Origin of the sequence: Nocardiopsis camelliae (genome assembly GCF_028993595.1) — a bacterium.
Lineage (GTDB): Bacteria > Actinomycetota > Actinomycetes > Streptosporangiales > Streptosporangiaceae > Nocardiopsis > Nocardiopsis dassonvillei.
On sequence record NZ_CP118614.1, the window covers coordinates 3,411,058 to 3,435,269 of the forward strand.

General features: G+C 72.5%; 26 protein-coding genes. 15 read left to right on the forward strand and 11 right to left on the reverse strand.

The features are described from left to right. Window positions 1-59 precede the first annotated feature (59 nt). Window positions 60-1,121: a biotin synthase BioB gene (gene bioB, locus PV789_RS14980; protein WP_274973190.1), complete on the reverse strand. Its 1,062-nt coding sequence runs from the start codon at window positions 1,119-1,121 to the stop codon at window positions 60-62. Window positions 1,122-1,240: 119 nt separating this feature from the next. Beyond that, window positions 1,241-1,849 (reverse strand): TetR/AcrR family transcriptional regulator, encoded by a 609-nt coding sequence (locus PV789_RS14985; protein WP_274973191.1) that lies wholly within the window; start codon window positions 1,847-1,849, stop codon window positions 1,241-1,243. A gap of 99 nt (window positions 1,850-1,948) precedes the next feature. On the opposite strand from PV789_RS14985, the gene PV789_RS14990 reads away from it, so the two are divergent. Further along, window positions 1,949-2,812, forward strand: coding sequence for an oxidoreductase (locus tag PV789_RS14990; RefSeq protein WP_274973192.1), 864 nt, complete (start codon window positions 1,949-1,951; stop codon window positions 2,810-2,812). A gap of 209 nt (window positions 2,813-3,021) precedes the next feature. Here PV789_RS14990 and PV789_RS14995 read toward each other — a convergent pair whose 3' ends face one another. Continuing rightward, window positions 3,022-3,633 carry an HAD family hydrolase gene (locus PV789_RS14995; protein WP_274973193.1) on the reverse strand — a complete coding sequence of 204 codons (612 nt, stop codon included), beginning with the start codon at window positions 3,631-3,633 and terminating at the stop codon, window positions 3,022-3,024. Window positions 3,634-3,831: 198 nt separating this feature from the next. On the opposite strand from PV789_RS14995, the gene PV789_RS15000 reads away from it, so the two are divergent. Next, entirely contained in the window at window positions 3,832-5,259 is a 1,428-nt protein-coding gene (locus tag PV789_RS15000) for a sugar porter family MFS transporter (protein WP_274973194.1), read from the forward strand. A 4-nt stretch (window positions 5,260-5,263) separates the two neighbouring features. Here PV789_RS15000 and PV789_RS15005 read toward each other — a convergent pair whose 3' ends face one another. Beyond that, window positions 5,264-5,512, reverse strand: coding sequence for an SHOCT domain-containing protein (locus PV789_RS15005; RefSeq protein ID WP_274973195.1), 249 nt, complete (start codon window positions 5,510-5,512; stop codon window positions 5,264-5,266). A 152-nt stretch (window positions 5,513-5,664) separates the two neighbouring features. Between PV789_RS15005 and pabB the strand changes: the two genes are divergently transcribed. The 4 genes from pabB to PV789_RS15025 all read left to right on the forward strand — a co-directional run bounded on the left by pabB (window position 5,665) and on the right by PV789_RS15025 (window position 10,173). Beyond that, the gene (gene pabB, locus PV789_RS15010; protein ID WP_274973196.1) at window positions 5,665-7,743 is read left to right on the forward strand and encodes an aminodeoxychorismate synthase component I; all 2,079 of its coding nucleotides are present in this window, start codon (window positions 5,665-5,667) and stop codon (window positions 7,741-7,743) included. A gap of 64 nt (window positions 7,744-7,807) precedes the next feature. Next, window positions 7,808-8,425, forward strand: a complete 618-nt coding sequence (locus tag PV789_RS15015; protein WP_274973197.1) for a DUF4291 domain-containing protein — start codon at window positions 7,808-7,810, stop codon at window positions 8,423-8,425. 58 nt (window positions 8,426-8,483) lie between these two features. Next, the gene (locus PV789_RS15020) at window positions 8,484-8,876 is read left to right on the forward strand and encodes a nuclear transport factor 2 family protein (RefSeq protein WP_274973198.1); all 393 of its coding nucleotides are present in this window, start codon (window positions 8,484-8,486) and stop codon (window positions 8,874-8,876) included. 202 nt (window positions 8,877-9,078) lie between these two features. Next, window positions 9,079-10,173, forward strand: a complete 1,095-nt coding sequence (locus PV789_RS15025) for a class I SAM-dependent methyltransferase (RefSeq protein WP_274973199.1) — start codon at window positions 9,079-9,081, stop codon at window positions 10,171-10,173. Here PV789_RS15025 and PV789_RS15030 read toward each other — a convergent pair. The 3 genes from PV789_RS15030 to PV789_RS15040 form a co-directional block, all read right to left on the reverse strand. Beyond that, window positions 10,080-10,421 (reverse strand): helix-turn-helix domain-containing protein, encoded by a 342-nt coding sequence (locus PV789_RS15030; RefSeq protein WP_274973200.1) that lies wholly within the window; start codon window positions 10,419-10,421, stop codon window positions 10,080-10,082. The genes PV789_RS15025 and PV789_RS15030 overlap by 94 nt on opposite strands. A gap of 2 nt (window positions 10,422-10,423) precedes the next feature. Beyond that, complete coding sequence (locus PV789_RS15035; RefSeq protein WP_274973201.1) at window positions 10,424-10,786, reverse strand: type II toxin-antitoxin system RelE/ParE family toxin; 363 nt, start codon at window positions 10,784-10,786, stop codon at window positions 10,424-10,426. Between the two features lie 123 nt (window positions 10,787-10,909). After that, complete coding sequence (locus PV789_RS15040) at window positions 10,910-11,038, reverse strand: hypothetical protein (protein ID WP_274973202.1); 129 nt, start codon at window positions 11,036-11,038, stop codon at window positions 10,910-10,912. A gap of 53 nt (window positions 11,039-11,091) precedes the next feature. On the opposite strand from PV789_RS15040, the gene PV789_RS15045 reads away from it, so the two are divergent. Beyond that, window positions 11,092-11,793 carry a metal-dependent transcriptional regulator gene (locus PV789_RS15045; protein WP_274973203.1) on the forward strand — a complete coding sequence of 234 codons (702 nt, stop codon included), beginning with the start codon at window positions 11,092-11,094 and terminating at the stop codon, window positions 11,791-11,793. A gap of 83 nt (window positions 11,794-11,876) precedes the next feature. After that, complete coding sequence (locus tag PV789_RS15050) at window positions 11,877-12,482, forward strand: Uma2 family endonuclease (RefSeq protein WP_274973204.1); 606 nt, start codon at window positions 11,877-11,879, stop codon at window positions 12,480-12,482. A 67-nt stretch (window positions 12,483-12,549) separates the two neighbouring features. Here the strand turns inward: PV789_RS15050 and PV789_RS15055 are convergent, their stop codons facing one another. Beyond that, window positions 12,550-14,160 carry an alkaline phosphatase D family protein gene (locus PV789_RS15055; protein WP_274973205.1) on the reverse strand — a complete coding sequence of 537 codons (1,611 nt, stop codon included), beginning with the start codon at window positions 14,158-14,160 and terminating at the stop codon, window positions 12,550-12,552. A gap of 317 nt (window positions 14,161-14,477) precedes the next feature. Here PV789_RS15055 and PV789_RS15060 point away from each other — a divergent pair, with 317 nt between their 5' ends. Both PV789_RS15060 and PV789_RS15065 read left to right on the forward strand, forming a co-directional pair. After that, window positions 14,478-15,107, forward strand: coding sequence for an NAD(P)-dependent oxidoreductase (locus PV789_RS15060; RefSeq protein ID WP_274973206.1), 630 nt, complete (start codon window positions 14,478-14,480; stop codon window positions 15,105-15,107). A 40-nt stretch (window positions 15,108-15,147) separates the two neighbouring features. After that, complete coding sequence (locus PV789_RS15065) at window positions 15,148-15,645, forward strand: MarR family winged helix-turn-helix transcriptional regulator (protein ID WP_274973207.1); 498 nt, start codon at window positions 15,148-15,150, stop codon at window positions 15,643-15,645. 122 nt (window positions 15,646-15,767) lie between these two features. Here the strand turns inward: PV789_RS15065 and PV789_RS15070 are convergent, their stop codons facing one another. Continuing rightward, window positions 15,768-15,944 (reverse strand): hypothetical protein, encoded by a 177-nt coding sequence (locus tag PV789_RS15070; RefSeq protein ID WP_274973208.1) that lies wholly within the window; start codon window positions 15,942-15,944, stop codon window positions 15,768-15,770. A gap of 107 nt (window positions 15,945-16,051) precedes the next feature. Here PV789_RS15070 and PV789_RS15075 point away from each other — a divergent pair, with 107 nt between their 5' ends. Continuing rightward, the gene (locus PV789_RS15075; protein ID WP_274973209.1) at window positions 16,052-16,639 is read left to right on the forward strand and encodes a TetR/AcrR family transcriptional regulator; all 588 of its coding nucleotides are present in this window, start codon (window positions 16,052-16,054) and stop codon (window positions 16,637-16,639) included. 128 nt (window positions 16,640-16,767) lie between these two features. Here the strand turns inward: PV789_RS15075 and PV789_RS15080 are convergent, their stop codons facing one another. After that, window positions 16,768-18,378: a transposase gene (locus PV789_RS15080; protein WP_274973210.1), complete on the reverse strand. Its 1,611-nt coding sequence runs from the start codon at window positions 18,376-18,378 to the stop codon at window positions 16,768-16,770. 376 nt (window positions 18,379-18,754) lie between these two features. Between PV789_RS15080 and PV789_RS15085 the strand changes: the two genes are divergently transcribed. Together PV789_RS15085 and PV789_RS15090 are read left to right on the forward strand one after the other, a co-directional pair. After that, entirely contained in the window at window positions 18,755-20,026 is a 1,272-nt protein-coding gene (locus PV789_RS15085; protein WP_274973211.1) for an MFS transporter, read from the forward strand. A 255-nt stretch (window positions 20,027-20,281) separates the two neighbouring features. After that, complete coding sequence (locus tag PV789_RS15090; protein WP_274978147.1) at window positions 20,282-21,073, forward strand: alpha/beta fold hydrolase; 792 nt, start codon at window positions 20,282-20,284, stop codon at window positions 21,071-21,073. Window positions 21,074-21,160: 87 nt separating this feature from the next. Here the strand turns inward: PV789_RS15090 and PV789_RS15095 are convergent, their stop codons facing one another. Beyond that, a complete protein-coding gene (locus tag PV789_RS15095) occupies window positions 21,161-22,033 on the reverse strand; it encodes a helix-turn-helix domain-containing protein (protein ID WP_274973212.1) in 873 nt (290 codons plus the stop codon). Window positions 22,034-22,309: 276 nt separating this feature from the next. Here PV789_RS15095 and PV789_RS15100 point away from each other — a divergent pair, with 276 nt between their 5' ends. Both PV789_RS15100 and PV789_RS15105 read left to right on the forward strand, forming a co-directional pair. After that, window positions 22,310-23,458: a baeRF2 domain-containing protein gene (locus tag PV789_RS15100; RefSeq protein ID WP_274973213.1), complete on the forward strand. Its 1,149-nt coding sequence runs from the start codon at window positions 22,310-22,312 to the stop codon at window positions 23,456-23,458. A 186-nt stretch (window positions 23,459-23,644) separates the two neighbouring features. Further along, on the forward strand, window positions 23,645-24,202 hold the full coding sequence (locus tag PV789_RS15105; RefSeq protein ID WP_274973214.1) for an SMI1/KNR4 family protein: 558 nt from the start codon (window positions 23,645-23,647) through the stop codon (window positions 24,200-24,202). Window positions 24,203-24,212: the final 10 nt, after the last annotated feature.

Here is a 24,212-nt window from a genome sequence, read left to right on the forward strand (position 1 = left end):
GGGACGGGTCGGCGCGGCGCGCGGGGACGGAGCGCGCCGCGTCCCGGGCCGCGCCGGTGTCAGGCGTTGGGCGGAAGAGCGGTTCCGGCGCCCCTCCGGCGCGGCCTGAGCAGGTCGTGGCGCTCCCTGGGCAGGGTGGGCTCGCCCGCGCCCTGCACGGTGAAACCGGCGTCCTCGATCATCTCCAGGTCGGCCCGGCCCGCCTGCCCCTCGCTGGTGAGGTAGTCGCCCAGGAACACCGAGTTGGCGATGTGCAGCGCCAGCGGCTGGAGGGAGCGCAGGTGGATCTCGCGGCCGCCGGCCAGGCGCACCTCCACGTCGGGGAAGACGAACCGGGCGGCGGCCAGGATGCGCAGGCACCGCTGCGGGGTCAGCTCCCAGGTGCCCTCCAGCGGGGTGCCCTCGAAGGGCATGAGGAAGTTGACCGGAACCGAGTCCGGTTCCAGCTCGCGCAGCGCGAACAGGGCGTCGACCAGGTCGTCGTCGCTCTCCCGCATCCCCGCGATCAGCCCGGAGCAGGGGGACAGCCCCGCGTGCTTGGCCCTGGTCACGGTCTCCACCCGGTCCGCGAACTCGTGGGTGGTGCAGATGTCGGCGTAGCGCTCCTCGGAGGTGTTGAGGTTGTGGTTGTAGGCGTCGGCCCCGGCCAGGCGCAGCCGGTCGGCCTGGCCCTCGGAGAGCAGGCCCAGGCAGGCGCACACCTCCACGCCGGGGTGCTCGCTCTTGATGCCCTCGATGACGGGGGCGAGCCGTTCCACGTCGCGGTCGGTGGGTCCGCGCCCGCTGGCCACCAGGCAGACCCGGGTGGCGCCCGCCCTCACCCCGTGGGAGACGGCCTCGCGGGTCTGGTCGGGCTTGAGCCAGGTGTACTTGACGATCCCGGCCTCGGAGCCCAGGCGCTGGGAGCAGTAGGTGCAGTCCTCCGGGCACAGTCCGCTCTTGACGTTCACGAGGTAGTTGAGCTTGACGCGGCGCTCGAAGTAGCGCTGTCGGACGCGGAAGGCCGCGGCGACCAGGTCCATCAGGTCGTCGTCGGAGCTGCTCAGAACCCCGAGGAGTTCGGCGCGGCTGGGCTTCTCGCGGCGAAGGGCCTTCTCGGCCAGGGGAAGGAATGTGGTCACGGGGACGATCCTGGTTCCCCGGACGCGGGCGGCACAGTCACCGAACCAGCCAAAAACGCGGCGGAAGTCTTGTGCGGGGCGGTTGTTTGTCGCCGCGTCCCGGCCGGGGCCGGGTGCGGCTACCGGCCGCGGGGGCGGGCGCCCCGCAGGAACTGCCCGACCGCGGTCTCGACCAGCCCGTCGAGCCTGTCCGCACCGATCATGCCGCCGTTGACCATCGTCGCGATGCCCTGCACGGTCGCGTACAGGATGATCCCGATGCGCTCGGGGTCGCCGTGTTCGAGCGCGCCGCGCTCCTGGCCCTCCTCGATCAGCTCGCTCACCTGCCCGAAGGCGGCCTCGGCCGCCTCGACGAGCCGCGTGGCTCCCGGCCGGTGTTTGCCGGAGTTCATCAGTTCGAGCAGCGCGGCGTTCTCGGTGGCGAAACGGGTGAAGGCCAGCACGGCTCTGTGCACACGCACGTCGAACGCGTCCCCGGCCTCCGCCAGCGCGGTGCGCAGCGCGTCGCCCAGGCGGACGAACCCCGCCTCGGCCAGGGCGTCGAGGAGTGCCTGACGGTCGGCGAAGTGCCGCCGCGGCGCGGCGTGGCTCACGCCGACCTCCCTGGCCAGGTCCCGGAGTGAGAGCTGGTCCGCCCCGTGCTCGCGCAGTTGGCGCGCGGCCGCGTCGAGGATCGCACTGCGGAGGTTGCCGTGGTGGTAGGGACGCTGCCCGGCGGGTTCGGTCACGTCCGCCAGCCTAACACGCAATGTTTGCATTGACATCATTGTTTGCACTGACTACATTCGGGGGGCATGTCAGTGTTCTCCGTCCAAGACGTCCCTTCCATGACCGGTCGCACCGCCGTCGTCACCGGCGCGAACAGCGGGATCGGACGCGTGACCGCTCGCGTCCTCGCCGCACGGGGCGCCCGGGTCCTGCTCGCCGTCCGCGACCCCGACAAGGGCCGCGCCGCCGCCGCGACCATGACCGGCGACGTCGAGGTCGGCGAGCTCGACCTCGCCGACATGTCCTCGGTCCGCGCGTTCGCGGGCCGACTCACCGAGCCCGTCGACCTGCTCGTCAACAACGCCGGCCTGTCGATCCCGCCGCTGTCCCGCACCGCCGACGGTTTCGAGTCGCAGTTCGGGACCAACCACCTCGGCCACTTCGCGCTCACGAACCTGCTGCTGCCGCGAATCCGGGGGAGGGTCGTCACGGTGGCCTCGCTCGCGCACCTGATCGGCTCGATCGACTTCGCCGACCCCAACTGGGAGCGGAAGCCCTACCGGGCCTATCCCGCCTACGGGCAGTCCAAACTCGCCAACCTGCTGTTCGCCTCGGAACTCCAACGGCGCCTCGACGAGGCCGGTTCCCCGGTGAGGTCGACGGCCGCCCATCCCGGGATCTCGGCCACGAACCTGATGAGGACCGAAGGGCGCGGCCCGTGGCTGCGGGCGAGCCAGGCGCTGATCGGCCTGGTCACGCAGAGCGCGGAACTCGGCGCCCTGCCGACGCTCTACGCCGCCACGGCGGACGTTCCCGGCGGCAGCTACGCCGGTCCCCGGCGCCTGATGGGGCTCCGGGGCGCGCCGAAGCTGGTCACACGCGCGGCGAAGGCGAGTGACGTCGACGCGGCGCGCCGGCTCTGGCAGGTCTCCGAAGAACTCACCGGAGTGCCCTTTGCGCTGAAGACGCCCCGCGCCGCCTGAAAACCGTTCCGGCGCCACGGGTTCGAGCGTTCACGAACCCCGCCGCCGTTGACACCGGCGCGCCCCGGAAAGGAACGTCCGTTGACGCGAACACACGGAACCCGGCCCCACGACGCCGAACTCAGGCGGCTGCTGGACCGGGCCGGGATCAGCGAGGTCCAGACCCGCTACGCCACCGGGACCGACTCCCGTGACTGCGACGGGCAGACTCAGCTCCGCGGGTCGGACCCCCAGCGCGCGAGGCCCTCGCGGAACCCGTCGGCGGCGGTGAACACGTGGCCGCCCATGCCCAGCGCCTCGGCGGCCCGGACGTTCTCCTCGCGGTCGTCGACGAAAAGGATTCGCCCGGGCTCCACGCCCAGGGCCTCCTGGCACCACCGGTAGGCGTCCGGTTCGGGCTTGGCGCGGCGGATGCGGCAGGAGAAGGCGCGCACGTGGAAGCGGTCGAGCCAGGGGTGGTGCGCCTCGTAGTGGGCGGCCAGTTCCTCGGGGATGTTGGACAGCAGCCCGATCCGCCGACCGGAGGCCGCGAGCTCCCCGACCAGGGCGACCATGGTCTCGTCCACGGCGCTCCAGCTGGCGACGTCGGCCTCGACGAGCGCGGCGACCCGCTCCCCGTCGAAGCTCGTGCCCAGGTCCTCGCCCACGCCGCGCCAGTACTCGGCGGCGCTCACGTCAGCGCGGTCGTAGGCCTGGCGCCGCGCCCAGTACGCCTCCCAGAAGGCCGGGGCGGGCGCGCCCGCGACCCGGACCAGCCGGTCCCTGCCCTCCTCGGACTGGTGGCGGGCCAGGACGCCGAACAGGTCGAAGAGCACGGTCAACAGGACACACCTTCCTCATGGCACCGTCGGGAACCCGTCCAGATCGTATGCGGTCGGGCGCCGTGCGACCGATACACGTCGCGGGCCAAACGATGGACATCTTTTGGCCCGTGGGCGTTTTGTCCGTGCCCCTCGGCTTCCCGGCGTGTCCACTCTGGGGACGGACGACCACTGTGCGACGCGGAAGGGACACCAGACGTGAGTGGAGCCACACAGGCCGGGGACGAGTCGGTTCCGGCGGGGGAGGGCAACATCGTCCACGTGACGATGATCGCCGCGGCCGCGGCGATGGGGGGTTTCCTGTTCGGCTACGACAGCGCCGTCATCAACGGTGCCGTACCCGCCATCCAGGAGTACTTCGGAGTGGGACCGGCCACGCTCGGCTTCACGGTCGCCGCCGCGCTCCTGGGCTGCGTGGTGGGCGCCGCGGTCGCGGGGGCCCTGGCAGACCGCCTCGGCCGCATCCGCACCATGCAGATCGCCGGTGTGCTGTTCGCGGTCAGCGCCATCGGTTCGGCGCTGCCGTTCAACGTGTGGGACCTGACCGCCTGGCGGATCCTGGGCGGTGTCGCCATCGGCCTGGCCTCGGTGATCGCCCCGACCTACATCGCCGAGGTGTCGCCCGCGGCCTACCGCGGCCGCCTGGCGTCGTTGCAGCAGCTGGCCATCGTGCTGGGCATCGCCGCCTCGCAGCTGGTCAACTACGGCATCGCCCAGATCGCCGACGGCACCGCGAGCGGCATGCTGGGGCCGGTCCAGGCCTGGCAGTGGATGCTGGGCGTCGAGGTCCTGCCCGCCCTGGTCTACCTGGGGCTGAGCGTGCTCATCCCCGAGTCGCCCCGCTACCTGGTACGCGTGGGCCAGACCGAACGCGCCCGCCGCATCCTGGCCGACGTGGAGGGCGGCGGGACCGAGCGGGTGGACAAGCGCATCGGGGAGATCCGCGAGGCGCTGGGCTCGGAGGTCCGGACCAGGCTGAGCGACCTGACCGGCCGCTGCGGTCTGCTGCCCATCGTGTGGATCGGCATGGCCGTCTCGGCGTTCCAGCAGCTGGTCGGAATCAACGTCATCTTCTACTACTCCAGTTCGCTGTGGCAGTCGGTAGGGGTGGAGGAGTCGGCCTCACTGCTGCTGAGCCTGTTCACCTCCATCGTGAACATCGTGGGCACGTTCGTGGCGATCCTGCTGGTGGACCGGGTCGGCCGCAAGCCGCTGCTGCTGGTGGGCTCGGCCGGGATGACCGTGGCGCTGGGGCTGGCCGCCTACGCCTTCAACCACGCGGTGGTGCGGGGCGAGGAGGTGACGCTGTCGTTCGGCTGGGGTGCGGTGGCGCTGGCCGCGGCCAGCCTGTTCGTGCTCTTCTTCGCCCTGTCGTGGGGTGTGGTCGTGTGGGTGCTGCTGGGGGAGATGTTCCCGCTGCGCATCCGCGCGGCGGCGATGGGCGTGGCCACCGCGACCCAGTGGCTCACCAACTGGCTCATCACCGTGAGCTTCCCGACTCTGCGTGACTGGAGCCTGAGCGGCACGTACCTGATGTACGCGTTCTTCGCGCTGGTGTCGTTCTTCTTCGTGCTGCGGTTCGTGAAGGAGACCCGCGGCAAGACCCTGGAGGAGATGCGGGGCTGAGGGTTCAGCGCTCCAGGTCGATCTTGCGCTGGAGGAACTCCTCCCGGTCGATCTGGCCGCGCGCGTATCTGAGCCGCAGCTCCTCCTCCGCCGCGTCCACGGCCTGCGGCGCGGGCGCGGCGGGGGTCCGGCGGCGCCCCGGCCGGGCCAGATCGGCACGGGCCGCGCCCGCCACGGACGCCACCGTGACGACGAAGAAGACGCCCAGCGCCATCATCACCATGATGACGACCGCGGCCATGATGTAGGTCAATGTCTGCTCCCCACTCCTGGAAGAACCGCTCCTCTCCTTCCTGTGTACCCGTGTCGGGGGCGCTTCTCCAGGGGTCCTTCGCGTCTGTGGACAACCGCCCCGTCCGGATCGCCGTAACCTGGATTGTCGCGATCCGGACGAAAAGGGTGGTTATGCGCGTCCTCCTCGTGGACAACCACGACTCATATACGTACAACCTCTTCCAGCTCCTGGCGCGCGTCCTCGGCCGGACCCCGGCGGTGCTCACCCACGACGACCCCCGCTGGGACCGGCTCGACCCGGCGGACGTGGACGCCGTGGTCGTCTCACCGGGACCCGGCCGCCCCCAGAACCCCCGCGACCTGGGCCGCGTCCCCGAACTCCTGGCCCGCACCCCGCTGCCCGTCCTGGGAGTGTGCCTGGGCCACCAGGCCATCGCCCACCTGGCCGGAGCGGACGTGGTCTCGGCCCCACAGCCCCGCCACGGCCACCTGTCCCGGATCCGGCACACCGGCGCGGGCCTGTTCGCGGGCCTGCCCCAGGGCCTCACCGCCGTGCGCTACCACTCCCTGGCCGTCCCCGAGCCGCTGCCCGAGGCGCTGACGGCCACCGCCTGGGCCGAGGACGGCGTGGTCATGGGCCTGGAACACCGAACGCTGCCCCGCTGGGGCGTGCAGTTCCACCCCGAGTCGGTGGCCAGCGAGCACGGCGCGGAGCTGGTCGCGAACTTCCTGGACCTGGCCCGCCCGCACACCTCCCTCGCGGCCGTGCCCCCGGACCCGTCCCCGAGCCGGGACGCGGCTGACCAGGGCTTGGAGGCCCCGGAGGAGAAGACCCCGACGACGCTGCCCGGAGAGCGCCCCGACGCCGACGCGGCCACGGCCGCCCCGACCGTCCGCGTGCGCGAACTCCCCCTGGCCGTGGACACCGAGGCCGCCTTCGCCCGCCTGTACGGCGACGCCGAGTACGCGTTCTGGCTGGACAGCTCCCGCCCGGAGGGGCCCGCGCGCTTCTCCTTCCTCGGCGCCGCCACCGGCGAGGTGCTCACCTACCGCGTCGGCGGACCCGTCACCGTGCGCGCCGCCGACGGCACCGAGCACCGCGAGCCCGGCAGCGTCTTCGACGCCCTCGACCGCCGCCTCCCGCCGCCCTCGCCCTCCGGCCTGCCCTTCGACTTCGCCGGAGGCTACGTCGGCTACCTCGGCTACGAGCTCAAGGCCGACTGCGGCGGCGACAGCGCCCACACCTCCTCCGAACCCGACGCGGTGTGGCTGCGCTGCGACCGGTTCGTGGCCGTCGACCACCACCGGGACCGCACCTACGCGGTGTGCGCCGACGACCTCCCCGACGGCGACGCCTGGCTCGACGCGACCCTGGCCGCCCTCACCGACCTGCCGCCGCTGCCCGCACCCGCCCCCGCCGCCCCGCCCGCCGACCTGGCCCGCCTGCTGGAGCGCCCGCGCGAGGACTACGTCGCCGACGTCAAGGAGTGCCTGGCCGAGCTCACCGCCGGGGAGAGCTACGAGATCTGCCTGACCAACCGGGTCCGAGTGCCCCACGGCGGGAAGGACCTGGACTCCTACCGCCGTCTGCGCGCCGCCAGCCCCGCGCCCTACGCCGCCCTGCTGCGACTGGGGCCCACGAGCGTGCTCAGCGCCTCGCCCGAGCGCTTCCTGCGCGTGGACGGCGAACGCACGGTCGAGAGCCGCCCTATCAAGGGCACCGCGCCGCGCCACACCGACCCGGCCGCCGACGCGCGCGCGGCCCGGGAGCTGCGCACCGGAGCCAAGACCCGCGCCGAGAACCTCATGATCGTCGACCTGCTCCGCAACGACCTGGGGCGGGTGTGCGAGGTCGGCAGCGTCGAGGTGCCCGCGTTCATGTACACCGAGTCCTACGCCACCGTGCACCAGCTGGTCTCCACCGTGCGGGGCGTGCTGCGCCCGCGGGTGTCGGCCGTGGACGCGGTCCGCGCCTGCTTCCCCGGCGGGTCGATGACGGGCGCGCCCAAGGAGCGCACCATGCGCATCCTCGACCGCCTGGAGACCTCCGCGCGCGGGGTCTACTCCGGCGCGCTGGGCTACGTGTCCTCCTCCGGCGCGGCCGACCTGAGCATCGTCATCCGCACCGCCGTGCTCAGCGGCGGCGAGCTGACCATCGGCGCTGGCGGAGCGGTCGTGCTGGACTCCGACCCCGAGGAGGAGTACGAGGAGATGCTGCTCAAGGCCGACGTGCCCGCCCGCGCGCGCTGACCGGCCCCCGGCGGGGTCGGAAAACCGCTTGCCGCGCCCTGCTTCCGGGCACCACGCTGGGCCCATGGACGTCCCCGAGCACCAGATCCGCGCGCTGCACACCGACACCACGGTCACCGTCTACCAGGCCTACACCCCCTCCCTCGGGCTGGCCGCCGCACGTGGGGGACGCTTCCCCTCCGCCTGGAAGCGCGACCGCATGACCTGGATCAAGCCTTCGTTCATGTGGGTGATGTATCGCTCCGGATGGGGGCTGAAGAGGGACCAGGAGACCGTGCTGGCCGTGGAGATCACCCGCGCGGGCTTCGCGTGGGCGCTGCGCAACGCGTGCCTGTCCCACCACGCGCCCGCCGTCCACCCCGACCGGGAGACCTGGCGCGCGCGGCTGCGCGAGGCGCCGACCCGCGTGCAGTGGGACCCCGAACGCGACCTCCACCTGACCCCGCTGGAACACCGCTCCCTGCAACTGGGACTGGCGGGCGAGGCCGCGCGGCGCTACGCGGACGAGTGGATCGTCTCCATCACCGACGTCACCCCGCTCGCGCACCGGGTGCACACCCTGGTCCAGGAGGGGGACACCGCCGCGGCGACCCGGCTGCTGCCCGCCGAGCGCCCCTACCCGGTCGTGCCGGGGGAGCTGGACCACCTGCGCCCCGCCCGCGAACACGACGCCGCGGTGTGACCACGCACCGCTCCGGTCAGAGTCACCGTAGTCGGACAGTCCAGGTGAGGGGTCGGGTGTGTACGGAGCCGGAGGCGGGACGGGCGAGGCGGTCCAGTGGGTGATCGAGGGTGAGCTGCGGCTGCTGGAGCCCCACGTGCGCGCCTCGCGCAGGCTCGCCGGGGAGCTGCTGGACCCCGAGTTCACCGAGGTAGGCAGGTCGGGCAGGCGCTGGGACCGGGAGACGATGCTGGCCGAGCTCCCCGCCATGGACGGCCCGGACGCGACGGGACCGCGACGGCGCCGGGTGCGGGTCACCGACATGGTGGGACGGCTGCTCGCCCCGGACCTGGTGCACCTGACCTACGCGACCGAGGCCGACGGGGCGCGGGCCCTGCGCAGCTCCCTGTGGCGCCGCAACGCGGACGGCGCGTGGCGGCTGTACTACCACCAGGGCACGCCCGCGCCCTGAGTACGGGGCCGAAGGGCCGGTTCCCCGGGGCCGGCGGGCACCCGGAAAACCCCGGCGGGGCGGGCACGCCGAGCTGTACCATCGGGCCGCGCGTCCGGCTGCCGGGGGAACACCGTCCTTCGGCGGGCAGAACGCCGGTGCGGGCGGGCGCCGCCCGCCCACGCGCACCACTTCCCGCGTACACGGAGCGAAGCGGTCAGACGTGAGCGAGCACGACGGGGCGATCGCCCGGAACCGGGCGAACTGGGACCAGCGCGCCGACGTCCACGCCCGGTCCGCGATGTACGACGTCGACGGGCTGATCGCGGACCCCTCCCGCCGCTCCCCGGTCGTGCTCAACGACCTCGCGGTGCTCGCGCCCCACCTGGAGGGCGGCACGGTGGCGGGGAGGTCGCTGCTGCACCTGCAGTGCCACATCGGCACCGACACCGCCTGCTGGGCCCGGCTGGGCGCCGTGGACGTCCACGGCCTGGACCTGTCGCCGAACTCGCTGGCCCACGCCCGGCGCATCGCCGACGCCGTCGGCGCGGACGTCACCTGGATCGAGGGCGACGCGCGCACGGCCTCCCAGGTCATCGACCGCGCGTTCGAGGTGGTCGTGACCAGCGCCGGGACGATCGTGTGGCTGCCCGAGCTGCGCTCGTGGGCCCGGTCGATCCACGACCTGTTGGAGCCGGGCGGGGTGTTCGCGATCCGCGACGACCACCCGATCCTGGGCGCCATGGACTTCGAGCCGTGGCAGGTGAGCGGTGACTACCTCAGCGGCGGGGGCGCCAACGTCTACGACGACGCGGCCACCTACACCGACGGGCCCACGGACTCGATCACCCAGACCGTCAACCACGAGTGGCGCCACGACCTGGCGGAGGTGACGGGCGCGCTGTTGGAGGCGGGGCTGGTCGTCGAGGCGCTGGGGGAGCACCCGTTCATGGACTGGCCCGCCTTCTCCGGCCTGGTGGAGTGCCCTCAGGGGTGGCGGCTGCCCGAGGGCGCGCCCAGGATCCCGCTGAACTTCTCGGTGGTCGCGCGCCACCCGGAGCGACCTCACACGCGAGCCGTCCCACCAGCGTCAGCAGCAAGGGAACGCGGCGACGGCGCGCGCTCCTCCGCGCACCCGCCGAAGAGCCCCGGCCGGAGCGCACCCGCGCGGCGCGGAGCCAGCACGCGGTCCTCGGCGGCCGGGTCCGGTCCGACCCCGCGGGTTCAGGCCGTGGGCGACTGGCTCACGGGCATACGCAGTTCGTGGTCTCCGAAACGAGCGACGAGTTCAAGCCGACCGCCCAGTGCCTCAACGTAACGGGCCACGACGTCGAACGACGCGACCTCTCCATGTTCGATCTGGGACACCCTGGCCACACTGACCCCCATGGCCTCGGCGATGTCCCGCTGAGTCAGTTCGTGGGACCTGCGTGTCTCGGCGAGCTGGTAACCGCGCGCCTCGGCCAGGAGAAGGCGGGCCCCGGCCTCGACCTCCTCACGGTCCGCACCAGCTGCATACAGTTCCTCCTCCAGGACTTCCCAGTCCTGTGGGACGCGCTTGGGCATGCTCACTCCTCCGCTTGGTCGACATAGTCGGCGTAAAGCTGTTCGGCGCGCGGAACGTGGGACCGGTACCACCGTTGCCAGTTTCCCGCTTTGTCGCCCCCGAGCAGGAGCAGAGCCGAACGTGAGGGATCGAAAGCGAAGATGATCCTGATCTCGGAACGCCCACCGGAGCCCGGACGAAGCTCCTTGAGGTGGTGCAGGCGAGATCCCTTGAAGCGGTCGACGAAGGGCCGCCCCAGAGCGGGCCCTTCCTGGCGCAGAAGGCCGACGGCCTGGGTGACCTGCGCAGCCGAATCGAGATCCTCCTTGAGGAGCGTTCGAAACCACTCCGCATACTCTTCGGTGACCTTGACGGGCCAGGACAAGAGAACTCCTCAGACATCCAAGGTCGACTTCATGTCAAGGCATCCCTTGAACTGTATCCAGAGGGTCACCCTGTGTAATTAGAACGGGGATTTCCACCCCCGCAAGCCCGCTGGCTCCGGAGCTCAGGCGGTGGCCTCGGGCGCGATCTGCTCCCACTGCGCCTGGATGGCGTCCGCGGTGACCGTGCCGTAGCGGACGACGGCCCGCACCGGATCCGGACGCCCGGGAGTACCGCGTCTGGGGTTGTCCACAGGGCCGATGCGCACATGGTGGCCGGTGAGCCGTCCGCGATACGGTTGGGGTCATGGACAACGCACCGACACGACCGTCCACGTCGGTTGAGGACTACGTGAAGGTCATCTACGACCTCCAGGAACGCGGCACCGGGCCGGTGACCATCTCCGGTATGGCCGAGCGCCTGTCGGTGTCCAACTCCTCGGTGTCGGGAATGCTGCGCAAACTCAGCGAACTGGGCCTGGTGGAACACCGGCGCTACGGCGCGGTCAACCTCACCGAGCCCGGCACCAAGGCGGCCCTGTCGGTGCTGCGCCGCCACCGCCTGCTGGAGACCTACCTGGTCGCCGAGCTGGGCTACTCCTGGGACGAGGTGCACGACGAGGCCGAGATCCTCGAACACGTGGTCTCGGACAAGTTCGTCGACCGCATCGCCCACCACCTGGGCGACCCCGTGGTCGACCCGCACGGCGACCCCATCCCCACCCGCGACGGCCACATCGTCGAGCGGGAGAGTCTGCTGCTGTCGGAGGCGGAGAAGGGCGTCAGCGGCGTGATCGTGCGCGTCAACGACACCGACCCCGACCTGCTGCGCTACCTGGCCGACATCGAGATCGGCATCGGGATGCGGGTGGAGGTGGCCGAGCGCCGCCCCTACGCCGGGTCGATGCAGATCACCGTGGGTGCCGTCGCGGGCGCTCCCCAGCGCTCCCAGGCCCTGGGCCTGGTGGCCGCCGAGGCACTGTGGATCAGCCCCGACGACCAGGGGTAGGACTTTCCCGGAAACACCGTCGCTACCCGAAGGACGTGGCTACCGTGGGTGACGAGAACGATCCGACGACCGGAGGCAGCGACATGCCCGTTTCCCCTGTGGCCGAACGCCAGTCCTCCACCGAATCCCGGTACGAGCCGCTCACCCCGCCTCCGGAGGGATTCACCGCCGACGACCTGGACAGCATCCCGGATCTTCCGCCGCACACCGAACTCATCGACGGAAGCCTGGTACTGGTGACCCCTCAACGCAACTTCCACACGGTCGTGCTCTCGGTCCTGGACACTCGCCTGTTCGAGCAGGCCCCCGACCGCCTGCGCGTGCGCAGGGAGATGACCCTCAAACTCGGTCCGCGGCAAAGGCCCGAACCCGACCTCATCCTGGTACAGGCCCAGGCCACCGGGGGGACGGAACAGGCCTGGTTCGCACCCGAGGCGGTGGAACTGGTGGTCGAGGTGGTCTCTCCCGAGTCGGAGCTGCGCGACCGTGAGCGCAAACCACAGCTGTACGCCGAGGCAGGTATCCCCCACTTCTGGCTGATCGAGCAGGACCGGGGTGACGCCGTGGTCTACGTGCACGAACTCGCGCCCACCGGTGGCTACACCAGGCCGACCGTCCACCGACAGCGCCTCAAGGCCTCCCGGCCCTTCCCCATCGACATCGACCTGACCGAGATCCAGCGTCGCTGAGCCGGTCGCCCCGTCCCGGTCCGGGCGACGGGTGGCGCGCACCCGCCGCCCGGACCAGCGTCGGTGTTCACCCCTCGGCGCGCACGCCCGCCACGCCGTCCGCGATCACGAACCGCGCCCGGTCTCGGATGGGCGAGCCCGGCTCGCTCACGTGGTCCACGACGCGGTAGTCGGCCGTCCACTCGGTGGGCGTGACGACGTTGCGCACGTAGCCCCGCTTGCGGTTGACGAACCTGATGTGCGGGTTCTCCCGCAGCTGCACCTCGTCGCCGGGGGCCTGCTCGGTGCCGTCGCCGCCGCTGGTGACGGAGGTGCCCACCAGCTCGGTGGCCACAGTCGGCGACTCGGGGGCGTCGAAGTCGGCCTTGACGTCGCACACGTAGTTGGCGTGCACGTCCCCGGTGATCACCACCCCGTTGCGCGTGCGCGCCAGCTGGTCGCGGACCTCGTCGCGGTCCACGAGGTAGTTGTCCCAGGCGTCATTGCTGAAGTCGGTCGCCCCGCCCTCCGCGAAGTCGCGCTGGGAGAAGAACACCTGCTGGGCGAGCACGTTCCAGCGGGCCCGCGACGAGGCCAGCCCCTCCCTCAGCCACTGCTTCTGCCGGGCGCCGAGCAGGGTGCGCGAGGGGTCGCCGCGTTCGGCGTCCGACACCTGCGGGTCGCGGTACTGGCGGGTGTCGAGCAGGTGCATGTCCACCAAGTCGCCGAAGACCAGTCTGCGGTAGAGCTGCATGTCGGGGCCGACCGGCGTCTGGGCGAAGCGCAGCGGCATGTGCTCGTAGTAGGCCTTGAGCGCCTGGGCGCGCCGGCGCAGGAACTCCTCGGGCGGGACGTCCTCGCCGTTGGAGCGGTCGTCGGCCCAGTTGTTCTCCAGCTCGTGGTCGTCGAAGACCACCGCCCACGGGAAGGCCGCGTGCGCGGCCTGGAGGTCGGTGTCGCTCTTGTACTGGGCGTGCCGCACGCGGTACTCGGCCAGGGTGCGGACCTCCCGGTCGGGGAGGTGGCCCCGGCCCAGGCTCCCCTGCCCGCCCGTCTCGTAGATGTAGTCGCCCAGGAACGCGACCAGGTCCAGGTCCTCCTCGGCCAGGTGCGCGTGGGCGTTGTAGTGCCCAGCGGTGTAGCTCTGGCAGCTGGTGAACGCGAAGGAGAACCGGTCCGTGCGGATTCCGGGGGGAGGGGCGGTCTTGGTGCGGCCGACCTGGCTGATCTCGTTGCCCACGCGGAACCGGTAGAAGTACTCGGTGCCGGGCCGCAGCCCCTGCGCCTCCACGTGCACCGAGTGGGCGGCGTCGGGGCCCGTCTCCACGGTTCCGGAGGCGGAGAGCAGGCCGAAGCCCTCCTCCCGCGAGACCTGCCACTCGACCTCCACCCGCCGGTCGGGCATGCCGCCCAGCCCGTCCTCCGCGAAGGGGTTGGGGGCCAGACGGGTCCAGAGCACGACGCTGCTGTGGAAGGGGTCGCCGGAGGCGACGCCCAGGGTGAAGGGCTCGGCGACGCCGCCCGACCGGACGGGGGCGTCGGCGCGGACGGAGGCGTCGGCCCGCACGCCGGGGTTCCAGGCGGTGCCCAGCGCGACGGCGCCCAGGGCGGCCGCGCCGCCGACCAGGGCCTGGCGCCGTGTGGTGCTGCTGACGGTCTCGGCGGGGAGGGGAGCGGAGGTGCGGGGGGTTCCCGGCATGGGCGGTCTCCTGATCGGGTCGCGGGGGAGCCCGACCCCGTGCCGGGCCGGGCGGGGGACCGTGCTCTATCCGGCCACGGCGGGCGGAACTCCCCAACCACCGGGTGGTGAACGTTGGACCCCTTAGGGTGACTAACAGGTGACAGCCCGTTGCGACGCAGGTCAGGCCCGTAACACGCCGGAGGGCCCGAAAACTCGTCGCGCGGCCCGCGGGGCGGCGGCCGCCCGTTCGCGAGGAACCGAACCCGAATGAACACTTCGGATGCCCGAACTACGATGGTGTTCAGGAGACCCTCCCGACCCCCCGAGGAGTCAGCATGCGCATCACCGTCCTGGGCGCCACCGGCGGCACCGGCCGCCATGTCGTGGACCAGGCCCTGAACGCGGGGCACGAGGTCACGGCCCTGGTCCGCGATCCGGCGCGGCTGCCCGTCACCCACGAGCGGCTGGAGACGGTCCGGATGCCCGTCCCCGAACCCGACCGGCTGCGCTCCCTGCTCTGCGCGGCGGACGCGGTGGTCTCGGCGCTGGCCGCGAGCGCCAAGGGCGGCTTTCCCGCCACCACCTGGACCGGCGCGGTGCTGAGCGCGCTGGAGGGCGACCGCGCCACACGCCTGGCCGTGGTCAGCGCCTCACCCGTCGGCCCGAAGGAACCGGGAGGACCGCTGGCGCAGCGGCTGCTCATGCCGCTGATCGGCAGGCTCTTCCGCGACGCCTACCTCGACCTGGGGCGGATGGAGGTCGCCCTGGAGGCCAGCGGCGCCGCATGGACCGTCGTGCGCCCTCCCCAGCTGACCGACGCCCCGGCCACGGGGGAGTACCGCCTGGTCCTGGACCGCAACGTGCCCTCCGGTTACCGGATCTCGCGCGCGGACCTGGCGCACGCGCTGCTGCGGGTCCTGGACGACCCGGCCACCGTGCGCCGGGCCGTCGGCGTCGCCGACTGAGCCCCGAACGACCACGTCACGCCCCCGGTAGCATCGGCGCATGGACCAGGGGGCGGGCCGGGAAGAGGCCGAGGACACGCGTGTGCCGGACCGCGCGATGGTGGAGGGGGCGCTGCGCTTCGTGCCCCTCATCGAGACCTACTACCGCCGCGCCCACGCCGAGATGCCCGCCGGACTGCGGCGGTTGTTCACCGACCACCACCTCACCGCCCGGCACGGCGCGGTGCTGGCCCAGCTCGTCCACGGCCAGGAACTCGGCATGGGCGAACTCTCCTCCCGCCTGGGGGTGGGCCCCTCCACCGTCAGCGAACTGGTCGGCGACCTGACCCGGGTGGGCCTGGTGGTGCGCCGCGAGGACCCCGCCAACCGGCGGCGCGCCCTGGTGTCACTGGCCGACGAGCACCGCGACCTCATGCGCGCGTTCGTGGCCAGCCGGGCCCGGACCCTGCTGCGGACCTTCGACCGGCTCTCGCCGGAGCAGCGGGAGGGGTTCGCCGCCGGGCTGGAGGCCTGGGCCCGCGAGCTGCACGGGATCTGATCCGCGCCCCCTTGCGGGGACGTCCGCCGCGGCAGGGGCTCCCGGCGCTCACGTCGGGTCGTGCACGAGCTCGCGCACACGCGGTGCTCCTCTCGGTTCCCGCGGGGCGATTGGGGTGCTGGTCAGCGGACACCGCCCGGCTTGGGCAGCGGCCTGGCGCGCCGCACCGAATGGGGCTTGGGGTGCTCGTCGCGGTACCTGCGCCGGGGCCGGGGCGGGGTGAAGGGCGGGGTGATCTCGGGTCGGATCTCGGCGGACGGCGCGGTGGCCAGGTCCAGACGGATGGAATCGGCACGCATGGGGTTCCCTCTCACAAGTGCTTACTTCGTAGTACTCTGCTTGGAGTGGTAAAAACATAGTACTACGCTCAAAGTGGTGTCAACTTCGTTCTGAGGAGAGATCTGACATGAGGCAGAATCCGGCACGCCGAGCCGCCCTGCTCGACGCGGCCATCGAGGTGCTCGCCCGCGAGGGCGCGCGTGGACTGACCTTCCGGGCCGTGGACACCGAGGCGGCCGTCCCCAACGGCACGGCGTCCAACTACTTCAGCAACCGCGACGACCTGCTCACCCAGGTCGGCCACCGCTTCTACGAGCGCCTGGACCCCGACAGCGACGTGATGGCCGCGGCCCAGGCGGGGCCGCGCGACCGCGACAGGGTCACCGAACTGATGCACGAGGTGGTGGGACGCCTCACCGAGTTCCCCTCCGGCTACCTGGCCCTGCTGGAACTGCGCCTGGAGGCCACCCGGCGACCGGAGCTGCGCCAGTTGCTCACCGAGCGCGTCCGCGCCGACCTGGACGCCAACATCGCCTTCCACACCGGGTCCGGCATGCCCGGCGACGCGACCACCGTCGTCCTGCTCTCCCTGACGCTGAACTGGCTCATCCTGGAACGGCTCACCCTGCCCGACCTCTTCTCCCAGGACCGGTTCCACGACCTGGTGACCGACGCGGTCGAGCGCATCGTCCCCGGCCCCGGCCGCGCGGACTGACGGCCCCGCGCGGGGCCGCGGACGCGACCTCCCCAACCCGCGCGGCGGCCCCGCGCACCCGCGCACGACCTCCGCGGCCGGGTTGTCCACACCGTTCCTGAACAGTGTTCAGAAGTGACCCCTGGGGGTCACTCTGGCACTGCGCCCATCCCGAACGGTGCTGGATGGGCTGGGTCACCGCGTTCCTGCCCCGTCCGGCCACGCGCATCGTGTGCGCGCGCCGTGACGGGTGGGCGGTTTCCCTCACGCCCACAACTCCCCGGTGCGGCCTGGGCGGTCCGATGCCCCACACCATCACCCCGGTGGTGTGGGGGCGGTGCCGTCCGTCGCCGGACCGGGTGGCCCTGGGCGCGCCGCCCGACCGCGATGCTGGCCGCATCGTGCCGGGAGACCTTCTTGGTTGTGGTGGTCAGGGGTCGTTGCCAGTGCTGGGCACCCCACTTTGATGTATACGCCGGGTCCACGGCGATGACCGCCACCCCCAGGGTGTGGGCCATCGAGGTCAGCCGGGACCGCAGCCGTGCGGTGGGAAAACCACTGATCAGCCGCCGGAACTTCTTACGCCGTCCGTGCTTCTCCCGGGACTTGTCCGCAGAAAAGTCCAGGTCCTCCACGGCGATGGCCCGCACACCGTGTGTGGTGGCCCAGCGCAGCAGCCGGGACAGGGCGTGGCGGACCTGCGCGTCCCGGTGGGAGGCGCTGCCGGACAGGTCGAACTCAAAGCGGCGCGGGTTCCCGGTCGGGTTGCCGTGGGTGTCGAGTCGCCAGGCGGCCAGGTGGTCGGCGTTGGCGTCCACCCCGACCACCCCGCGGGCCAGCGCCGCTTGCAGAGGCAGGGCAGGGACCGCTTGTGGGGTCCAGGACGCGGTCACGTACCACCGACCCCGGCCGGTATCCAGGTGGAGGCGGTAGGCCACCGCCCCATCAGCCTCGACCCGATCAGCCCACTCGGCGCCCCGGTGGGCGAAGGCCACCCGACCCGAGAGCACATACCGACCGTGCGCGGCGTTAGCCAGGTCCGCCAACGGGGCGGGCAACCTGATTGAGACCTGCCCCTGGGGAGTGATGCGGATGGTTTCGTTGCCGTGGCGTTTGCCGGACTCGCCATCAGCGGACAGGAAGAAGCGTGCGGCCTCCCACCGGGCCCGCCACTGGGGCTGGGTGAGTCCGGTCTGGTCCAGGTGGTGGCGGGTGTGCAGCAACCGCTTGCCGCCGCGTACCACCCGTACACGGCCCTCCTCCCAGTCCGCCACCACCACCGCATAGCGATGCTCCAGGGCGGCCAGGCGTCGGGACTTGGCGTGCCACTCCCTGCGACAGGCGTACCCGCCCGGCACACCCCGGGTGCCCGGGGTTCTGAGGGGTTGGGACAACCGGTGGCGCAGGGTGTCGATCCCCGTTTGGAGGCGGTGCAGGTGGGCGGCCTGGCTGCGGCGGGCCAGCGCCCACTGCTCGTGGGAGGCCTTGGTCAGGGCTCCGGCCCACCGCGACGAGGATTCAGGGGTCAACTCCCGTTTGCGGGCCGCCCAGGAGTCCTTGTGATGGCTGGTGCCATCCAGACACCGGGCGGCCAGGTCCGTGGAGGCCAAGGACCCTAGGTGCGCGCCCACGGCCCGCAGCACCGCCTCGTCCTCAGGGGTGAGGCCTTTGAGCCGGTCACGCACGCTCACCCCGGTCGGTGTGGGGGCCAGGAACGGGTCGGCGAGGGTCCGCAACCGCCGCGCGCCGGTACCCGCCATCCCTTCCCACCTCCCGATCCTGCCGGTTTCGTCGCTGTGTTCGACACGACCGTAGCCAGGGCCGGGGGCGCCTGTCCGGAGAATCAGTGAACTCCTCGGACGGAATGTCACCGGCGGGCCGTCCACCGGAGTGGGGGCACACAGCCACACACCGCTTTCCGACAGCAGCACAGCATGACTCCTGTGCCCTCGTGTGCGTTTGCGTGACTTCCCGACCCAACAGCTAATAACCCCCTGTCGCGGCGGTCGGCGCACGCCTATCCTGGAGGCATGTTCCAGCGACATTAAGTCCCCAGCCGGTCCTCGGTCCGAGCACGCGGTCCACCCCGGGCGGTCCCCGCCCCGGTGCCCGTCTCCGCTCGACCGAAAGACCTCCATGACCACCCTGTCCTCACGTGCCCCCGGCACGCGCCCGTCCCGTCTGACCCGACCCCTGTACGCCTACGCGGCACTGGGGGAGTTCGTCCTCCTCTACCCGCTGTACGCGCTGCTGTTCGACGAGACCGGCCTGACCGTCGCCCAGATCAGCTCCCTGTTCGTGATCTGGTCGCTGTCCTCGGTCCTCGCGTCCGTCCCCGCCGGGGCCTGGGCCGACGTGGTGCCGCGGCGCTACCTGCTGGCCGCCGCCCCTCTCCTGGCCGCGTGCGCTTTCGTGCTGTGGCTGCTGCGGCCCGGCTACTGGACCTTCGCGCTCGGCTTCGTCCTGTGGGGCGCGGGCGGCGCGCTGTCCTCGGGCTCCCTCGAAGCCCTCGTCTACACCGAACTCGCCCGCCGCGGCGCGTCCGACCGCTACGCCCGGGTCATGGGTGTGACCCGCGCCCTGGACGTGGCCGCCGTCGGCGCCGCCACCCTGCTGGCCATCCCCGTCATGGCCCACGGCGGCTACGCGGCGGTCGGCGCGGCGAGCGTCGCCGCCTGCGTGCTGTGCGCCCTGGCTGCCCTGGCCCTGCCCGAGCACCGCGCCGCCGCGGGCGGCCCCGCCTCCGCTGACGGCGTCACGGGGACCGGGGAAGCGGAGGAGGCGCCCTCCGGCTACCTGGACGCCCTGCGCGGCGGACTGGCCGAGGCGCGCTCCAGCCGCCGGGTGCGCGGCGCGATCGTGCTCGTGGTCGCGGTGACCGGGTTCTGGGAGGCGCTGGACGAGTACGTCCCCCTGCTCGTCGCCGAGTCCGGCGTCCCCGCCGCCACCGTTCCCGTGGCGGTGCTGGTGGTGTGGACCTTCGTGCTCCTGGGCGGACTGCTGGCCGGGCCCGCCTCCCGGCTGCCCGTGCGGGTCCTGGCCGTCCTGGTGGGCCTGGCCGCGCCCGCCATCGCCGCCGGGGCCCTGCTGGACGGCCCGGTGGGATGGGTGCTGATCGGCGTGGGCTTCGGCCTGTGCCAGACCGCGGGGGTGGTCGCCGACGCCCGCCTCCAGGACCGCATCACCGGGCCGAGCCGGGCCACCGTCACCTCCCTGGCCGGTCTGGGCACCGACGCCCTCACCACGGCCTCCTACCTGCTGTACGCGGGGGTGTTCGCGGTGACCGGGCACGCCCTGGCCTTCGCCCTGTTCGCGCTGCCCTACCTGATGGCGGCCCTCGTCCTGGGCCGCGGTACCCGCGGGACCCGTCCGGCCCGCCGCTCCCCCGACCGGAAGGGGGCGGCCTAGCGGTGAACCGCGTCCGGACCCGACGGCCTCCGGGCGGGTCCTCCCCGTAGTCGGGCGCTCCGCGTCCGGCGCCGCGTGGCGGGCGCGCGCCCGGGGACGGCGGGCCGTAGGCGTCGGGGGACCGCCTACGGCCCGGCCGCGACCCTGCTCCGGGGCCCTCGGTGGCCAGGGCCCTTGCGCGTCTGAATAGCATCGGTTCCTGTGGCACACCAGACGACGAACACGGCGAGCAGTGAAGGCCCGGGCATCGCCTCCGTGCGCGGGATCAACGTCACCTACACCGACCGCGGGGCCGGGTACCCCGCCCTCCTGATCCACGGTCACCCCTTCGACCGCACCATGTGGGAGCCCCAGGTCAGGGCCCTGGCGGGACGCGGTTACCGGGTGATCGCCCCCGACCTGCGCGGGTACGGGAGCAGCACCGTCGTCCCCGGGACCACGACCCTGGACACCTTCGCCCGCGACCTGGACGCGCTCCTGGACCACCTGGGCCTGGACGTGGTGAGCGTGGTGGGGCTGTCGATGGGCGGCCAGATCGCCCTGGAGCTGTACCGGCTCTTCCCCGACCGCGTGGACTCGCTGACCCTGGCCGCCACCAACCCCAGCGCCGAGACCGAGCGCGGCCGTGCCGCCCGCGTGGCGCTGGCCGAACGGCTGCGCGCCGAGGGCATGCGCGGCTACGGCGACGAGGTGCTCGTGGGCATGATGACCGCCGCCAACGTGCGCGGACTGCCCGCGGTGGCCGACCACGTGCGCGCGATGATGTACGCCGCCCCGCCCGAGGGGGCGGCGGCCGCCCTGTTGGGCCGCGCCAGGCGCCAGGACTACGCGCCCCTGCTGCGCCGGGTGTCCGCGCCGACCCTGTTGGTGGGGGGCCAGCACGACGTGTTCACCCCGCCCGATCTCGCCGAGTCCATGCACGTGCTGGTGCCGGACTCGGTCGTGGAGATCGTCGAGGGCGCCGGGCACCTGCCCAACCTGGAGCGGCCCGAGCGGTTCAACGAGGTGCTGCGCCGCTTCCTGGACCGCTGCCGCACCCGCGTCTAGCAGACGACTGCCGCGTCCGGTCCGTCGGCGGACGCGCGGTACCCGGCGGGTGGCGGCTCAGCGCCGCTGCGGGGGTCGCGGGGCACGTCAGACGCGCTCGACGGGCAGCCACAGCTCGGCCTCGGCGGTGGCGCCGTCCCCGGAGTAGGAGACCCGCAGGATCTCCGGCCCCTCGGTGGCCCGGTAGGCCGTGTTGGAGGGGAACCACCGGCCGAAGGCGTCCGCCCACATGTGCTGCAACCCCTCGGGGCACCGCGCCACGGGCACCGACTTCGGGAAGACCACCCAGGTACCGCTCGGCACCTCCAGCGTCTCCATGCCCTCCGCGCCACGGGCGGAGGTCGCCGCGGCCTCGTAGTAGTCGATCAGGCTCCCCTCCCCGCGGTCGGGGGACAGGGCGGCGGTGACGCCCAGGACACCGCGCGGTTCCTGGTCGGAGAGCTCCGCGACGCGCGCCCGGACCTCCTGGTCCAGGCCCCTCACGAACTCCTCCATGGCGTGGTTGCGGCCCTCGTGGACGATCGGCACCCGTGCCTTGGGACCCACGAGGCGGAAGGCCTCCTTGTCCACGATCCGGTAACGCATGGTGGTACCCCCTTCGACGGTCAGGCGGAAGGACATCCTCGGCTGTGAGGCGAGCACCGCGCCGGTCCGGCGGGCCTCGCCCGGCCCCACACCGTGCATGGCGCGAAAGGCCCGGGCGAAGGCCTCGGCCGACCCGTAGCCGTGGCGCACCGCGATGTCGAGCAGGCTGTCGCCGCCCCCGAGCACCTCGGCGCCGGCGAGGGTGAGCCTGCGCCGCCGCACGTACTCCGACAGGGGCATCCCCGCCAGCGCCGAGAACAGGCGGCGCAGGTGGTGCTCGGAGGTGAGCGCGATCCGCGCCATCTCCGCCACGTCCACCGGCCGTCCGGTGTCCTCCTCGACCTTCTCCAGGGCCCGGTTGAGCCGGTCCAGCATGGCGCCCTCCCTCTCCGTGTCACCGACGCTAGCGGCCCGGGTCCCCTCCGCACCCGACAGTTGGCGACCCCCTTCTGTGCGTTCGTCGGTCCTCTTCGCCCATGTCCGGCGGCCGACGGGGTAGGGGGCCCGTCCAAGGACAGGAAATCCTTGGGCAAGAAGCGCGTCTGTGCCGACGTGGCGTGCCCCGAAGCAAGCATCATGGGCCCGAGTATGGCCCGCAGACCGACCCCGAGAAGGAGGTGGGCGGGGCGGGGACACACGCCCCGCGGACACATGGACCTGGGTTTTCTGCGACCTCTGTACGAGAGTGACGCTCCGGTGGCCTCGGTGCACCTGGACACCAGCCGCGACAGGACCGACGCCGGCAAGGAACTCGAACTGCGCTGGCGCCACCTGCGGGACGAACTCTCCTCGCTGGGCACCGACAAGGCGACCCTGGACGTGCTGGAACAGGCGGTCAGGGACGGCTCCTCCCGGGCCTTCGGCAGCCACGGCCACTCCCTGTTCGCCTCCGAGGGGCGCCTGCTCGGCGCGTACACGCTCTCCGAACCGCCCGCGCAGAGCCGTGCCCTGCGCATGCCGGTCCCCGACCCCCTTCCCGTGGTCGTGGACCGGGGGCGCTATCTGCCCTACGTCCTGGTGGCGCTGGACCGGGTCAACGCCAAGGTGTTCTCCTACACCGGCCAGCCTTCCAGCGGACCGGCCTCCGAGAAGGACTTCTCCGGCGCCGACCTGCGCAACATCGACCCGATGGGCCGGGGCGGGCCCGGTGTCCTGAGCGGGTACAACGGCCGCTTCGACGGCAAGCACTACCCGATGGAGACCTGGCGGGAGAACACCGCCCGCATCGCCCAGCAGGTGCGCGAGGCCGTCGCCGAGGTGGACGCCCGGATCATCTTCGTCGGCGGTGACGAGGAGGCCATCGCCTATCTGCGCGACAACCTGGGCGAGCGCAAGCTGAGCACCCCGGTCAGGCTGGTGGCCGGGGGCCGGGGCGGCCCCGACGCCGAGGAGCGCCTGCACGAGGCCGCGGCGGAGGCGCTGCGCGACTTCGTCATCGACGGCCACGACGACATCATCGCCGACTACCACCAGAAACTCGCCAACGACCAGGCGGTGCGCGGCACCGAGCCCACCCTGCCGATGCTGTCGGAGGCGCGGGTGCGCACCCTGCTGCTGGGCGCCGACCGCGACGGCGAAGCCGAGCTGTGGGGCTCACCGGGCGAGCCGGTGCTGGTGTCGAAGGACCCGGCGGACCTGGACGACCCCGACGCGGCGTTCCGGGCACCGGCCAGCGCGCTGATGCTGCGTTCGGCGATGGCCGCCGACGCCGGTTTCGGCGAGGTCCTCGACCACGGCCACACCAGCGCCGAGAACGGCGCCATCCTGCGCTTTCCCACGTCGCCGAACGAGAGGGTCTGACCGACCCCGGCGAGCCGCCCGCGTCCGTCTCCGGGCGCGGGCGGCCGCGTGCGCGGCACCCGCCGGAGCCGTCGTCCCAGCGGCCCGCCTTGCGGCCCCGCCGCTGAGGCCGTCGTGGGTGGTCGCGGAGGAGTCGTTCCCTCCAGGCCCCTCCGATGTCGGTGGCCGGGGTTACTCTGACCGCTCGTGGACTACGGAGAGGACCCCCTGGTGAACGAGGAGCGCGGCACCGCGCCGTCGGGGCGGAGACTGACCACCCCCGAGCAGTGGCGGGCCCACCTGAACACCGACGGCGCCGCTGCCGCCCCGGGCGGCCGGGCCCCCGAGGAGTGGTCCGGCCACGGGCCCGCCACCGACGAGCAGATCGAGCGGGCTGAGCGCCGCCTGGGCCTGCGGACGCCGCTACCGCCCAGTTACCGCGCCTTCCTGGCCGCCACCGACGGCTGGGACGAACTCGGCCTCTGGTGCGGGCGAGCCCTCTCCGCGCACGAGGTCCAGTGGCTGGCCACCGCACGCCCGTACCTGGGGGGCTTCTACGAGGACGACGAGGTCTACGGTCCCCTCCTGGAGTCGGCGCTCGTGCTCAACGAGGGCGAGGACCTGTGGCTCCTCGACCCGCGCGAGGCCGGGGCCGACGGCGAGTGGGCCGCCTACCTGTTCCAGGTCAAGTACGGGGACTTCGACCGGGCCGACTCGTTCTCCGACCTGTGGCACCACCACGACAGCAGGCTGGCGAGGTGGTGAGGGCCCGGCG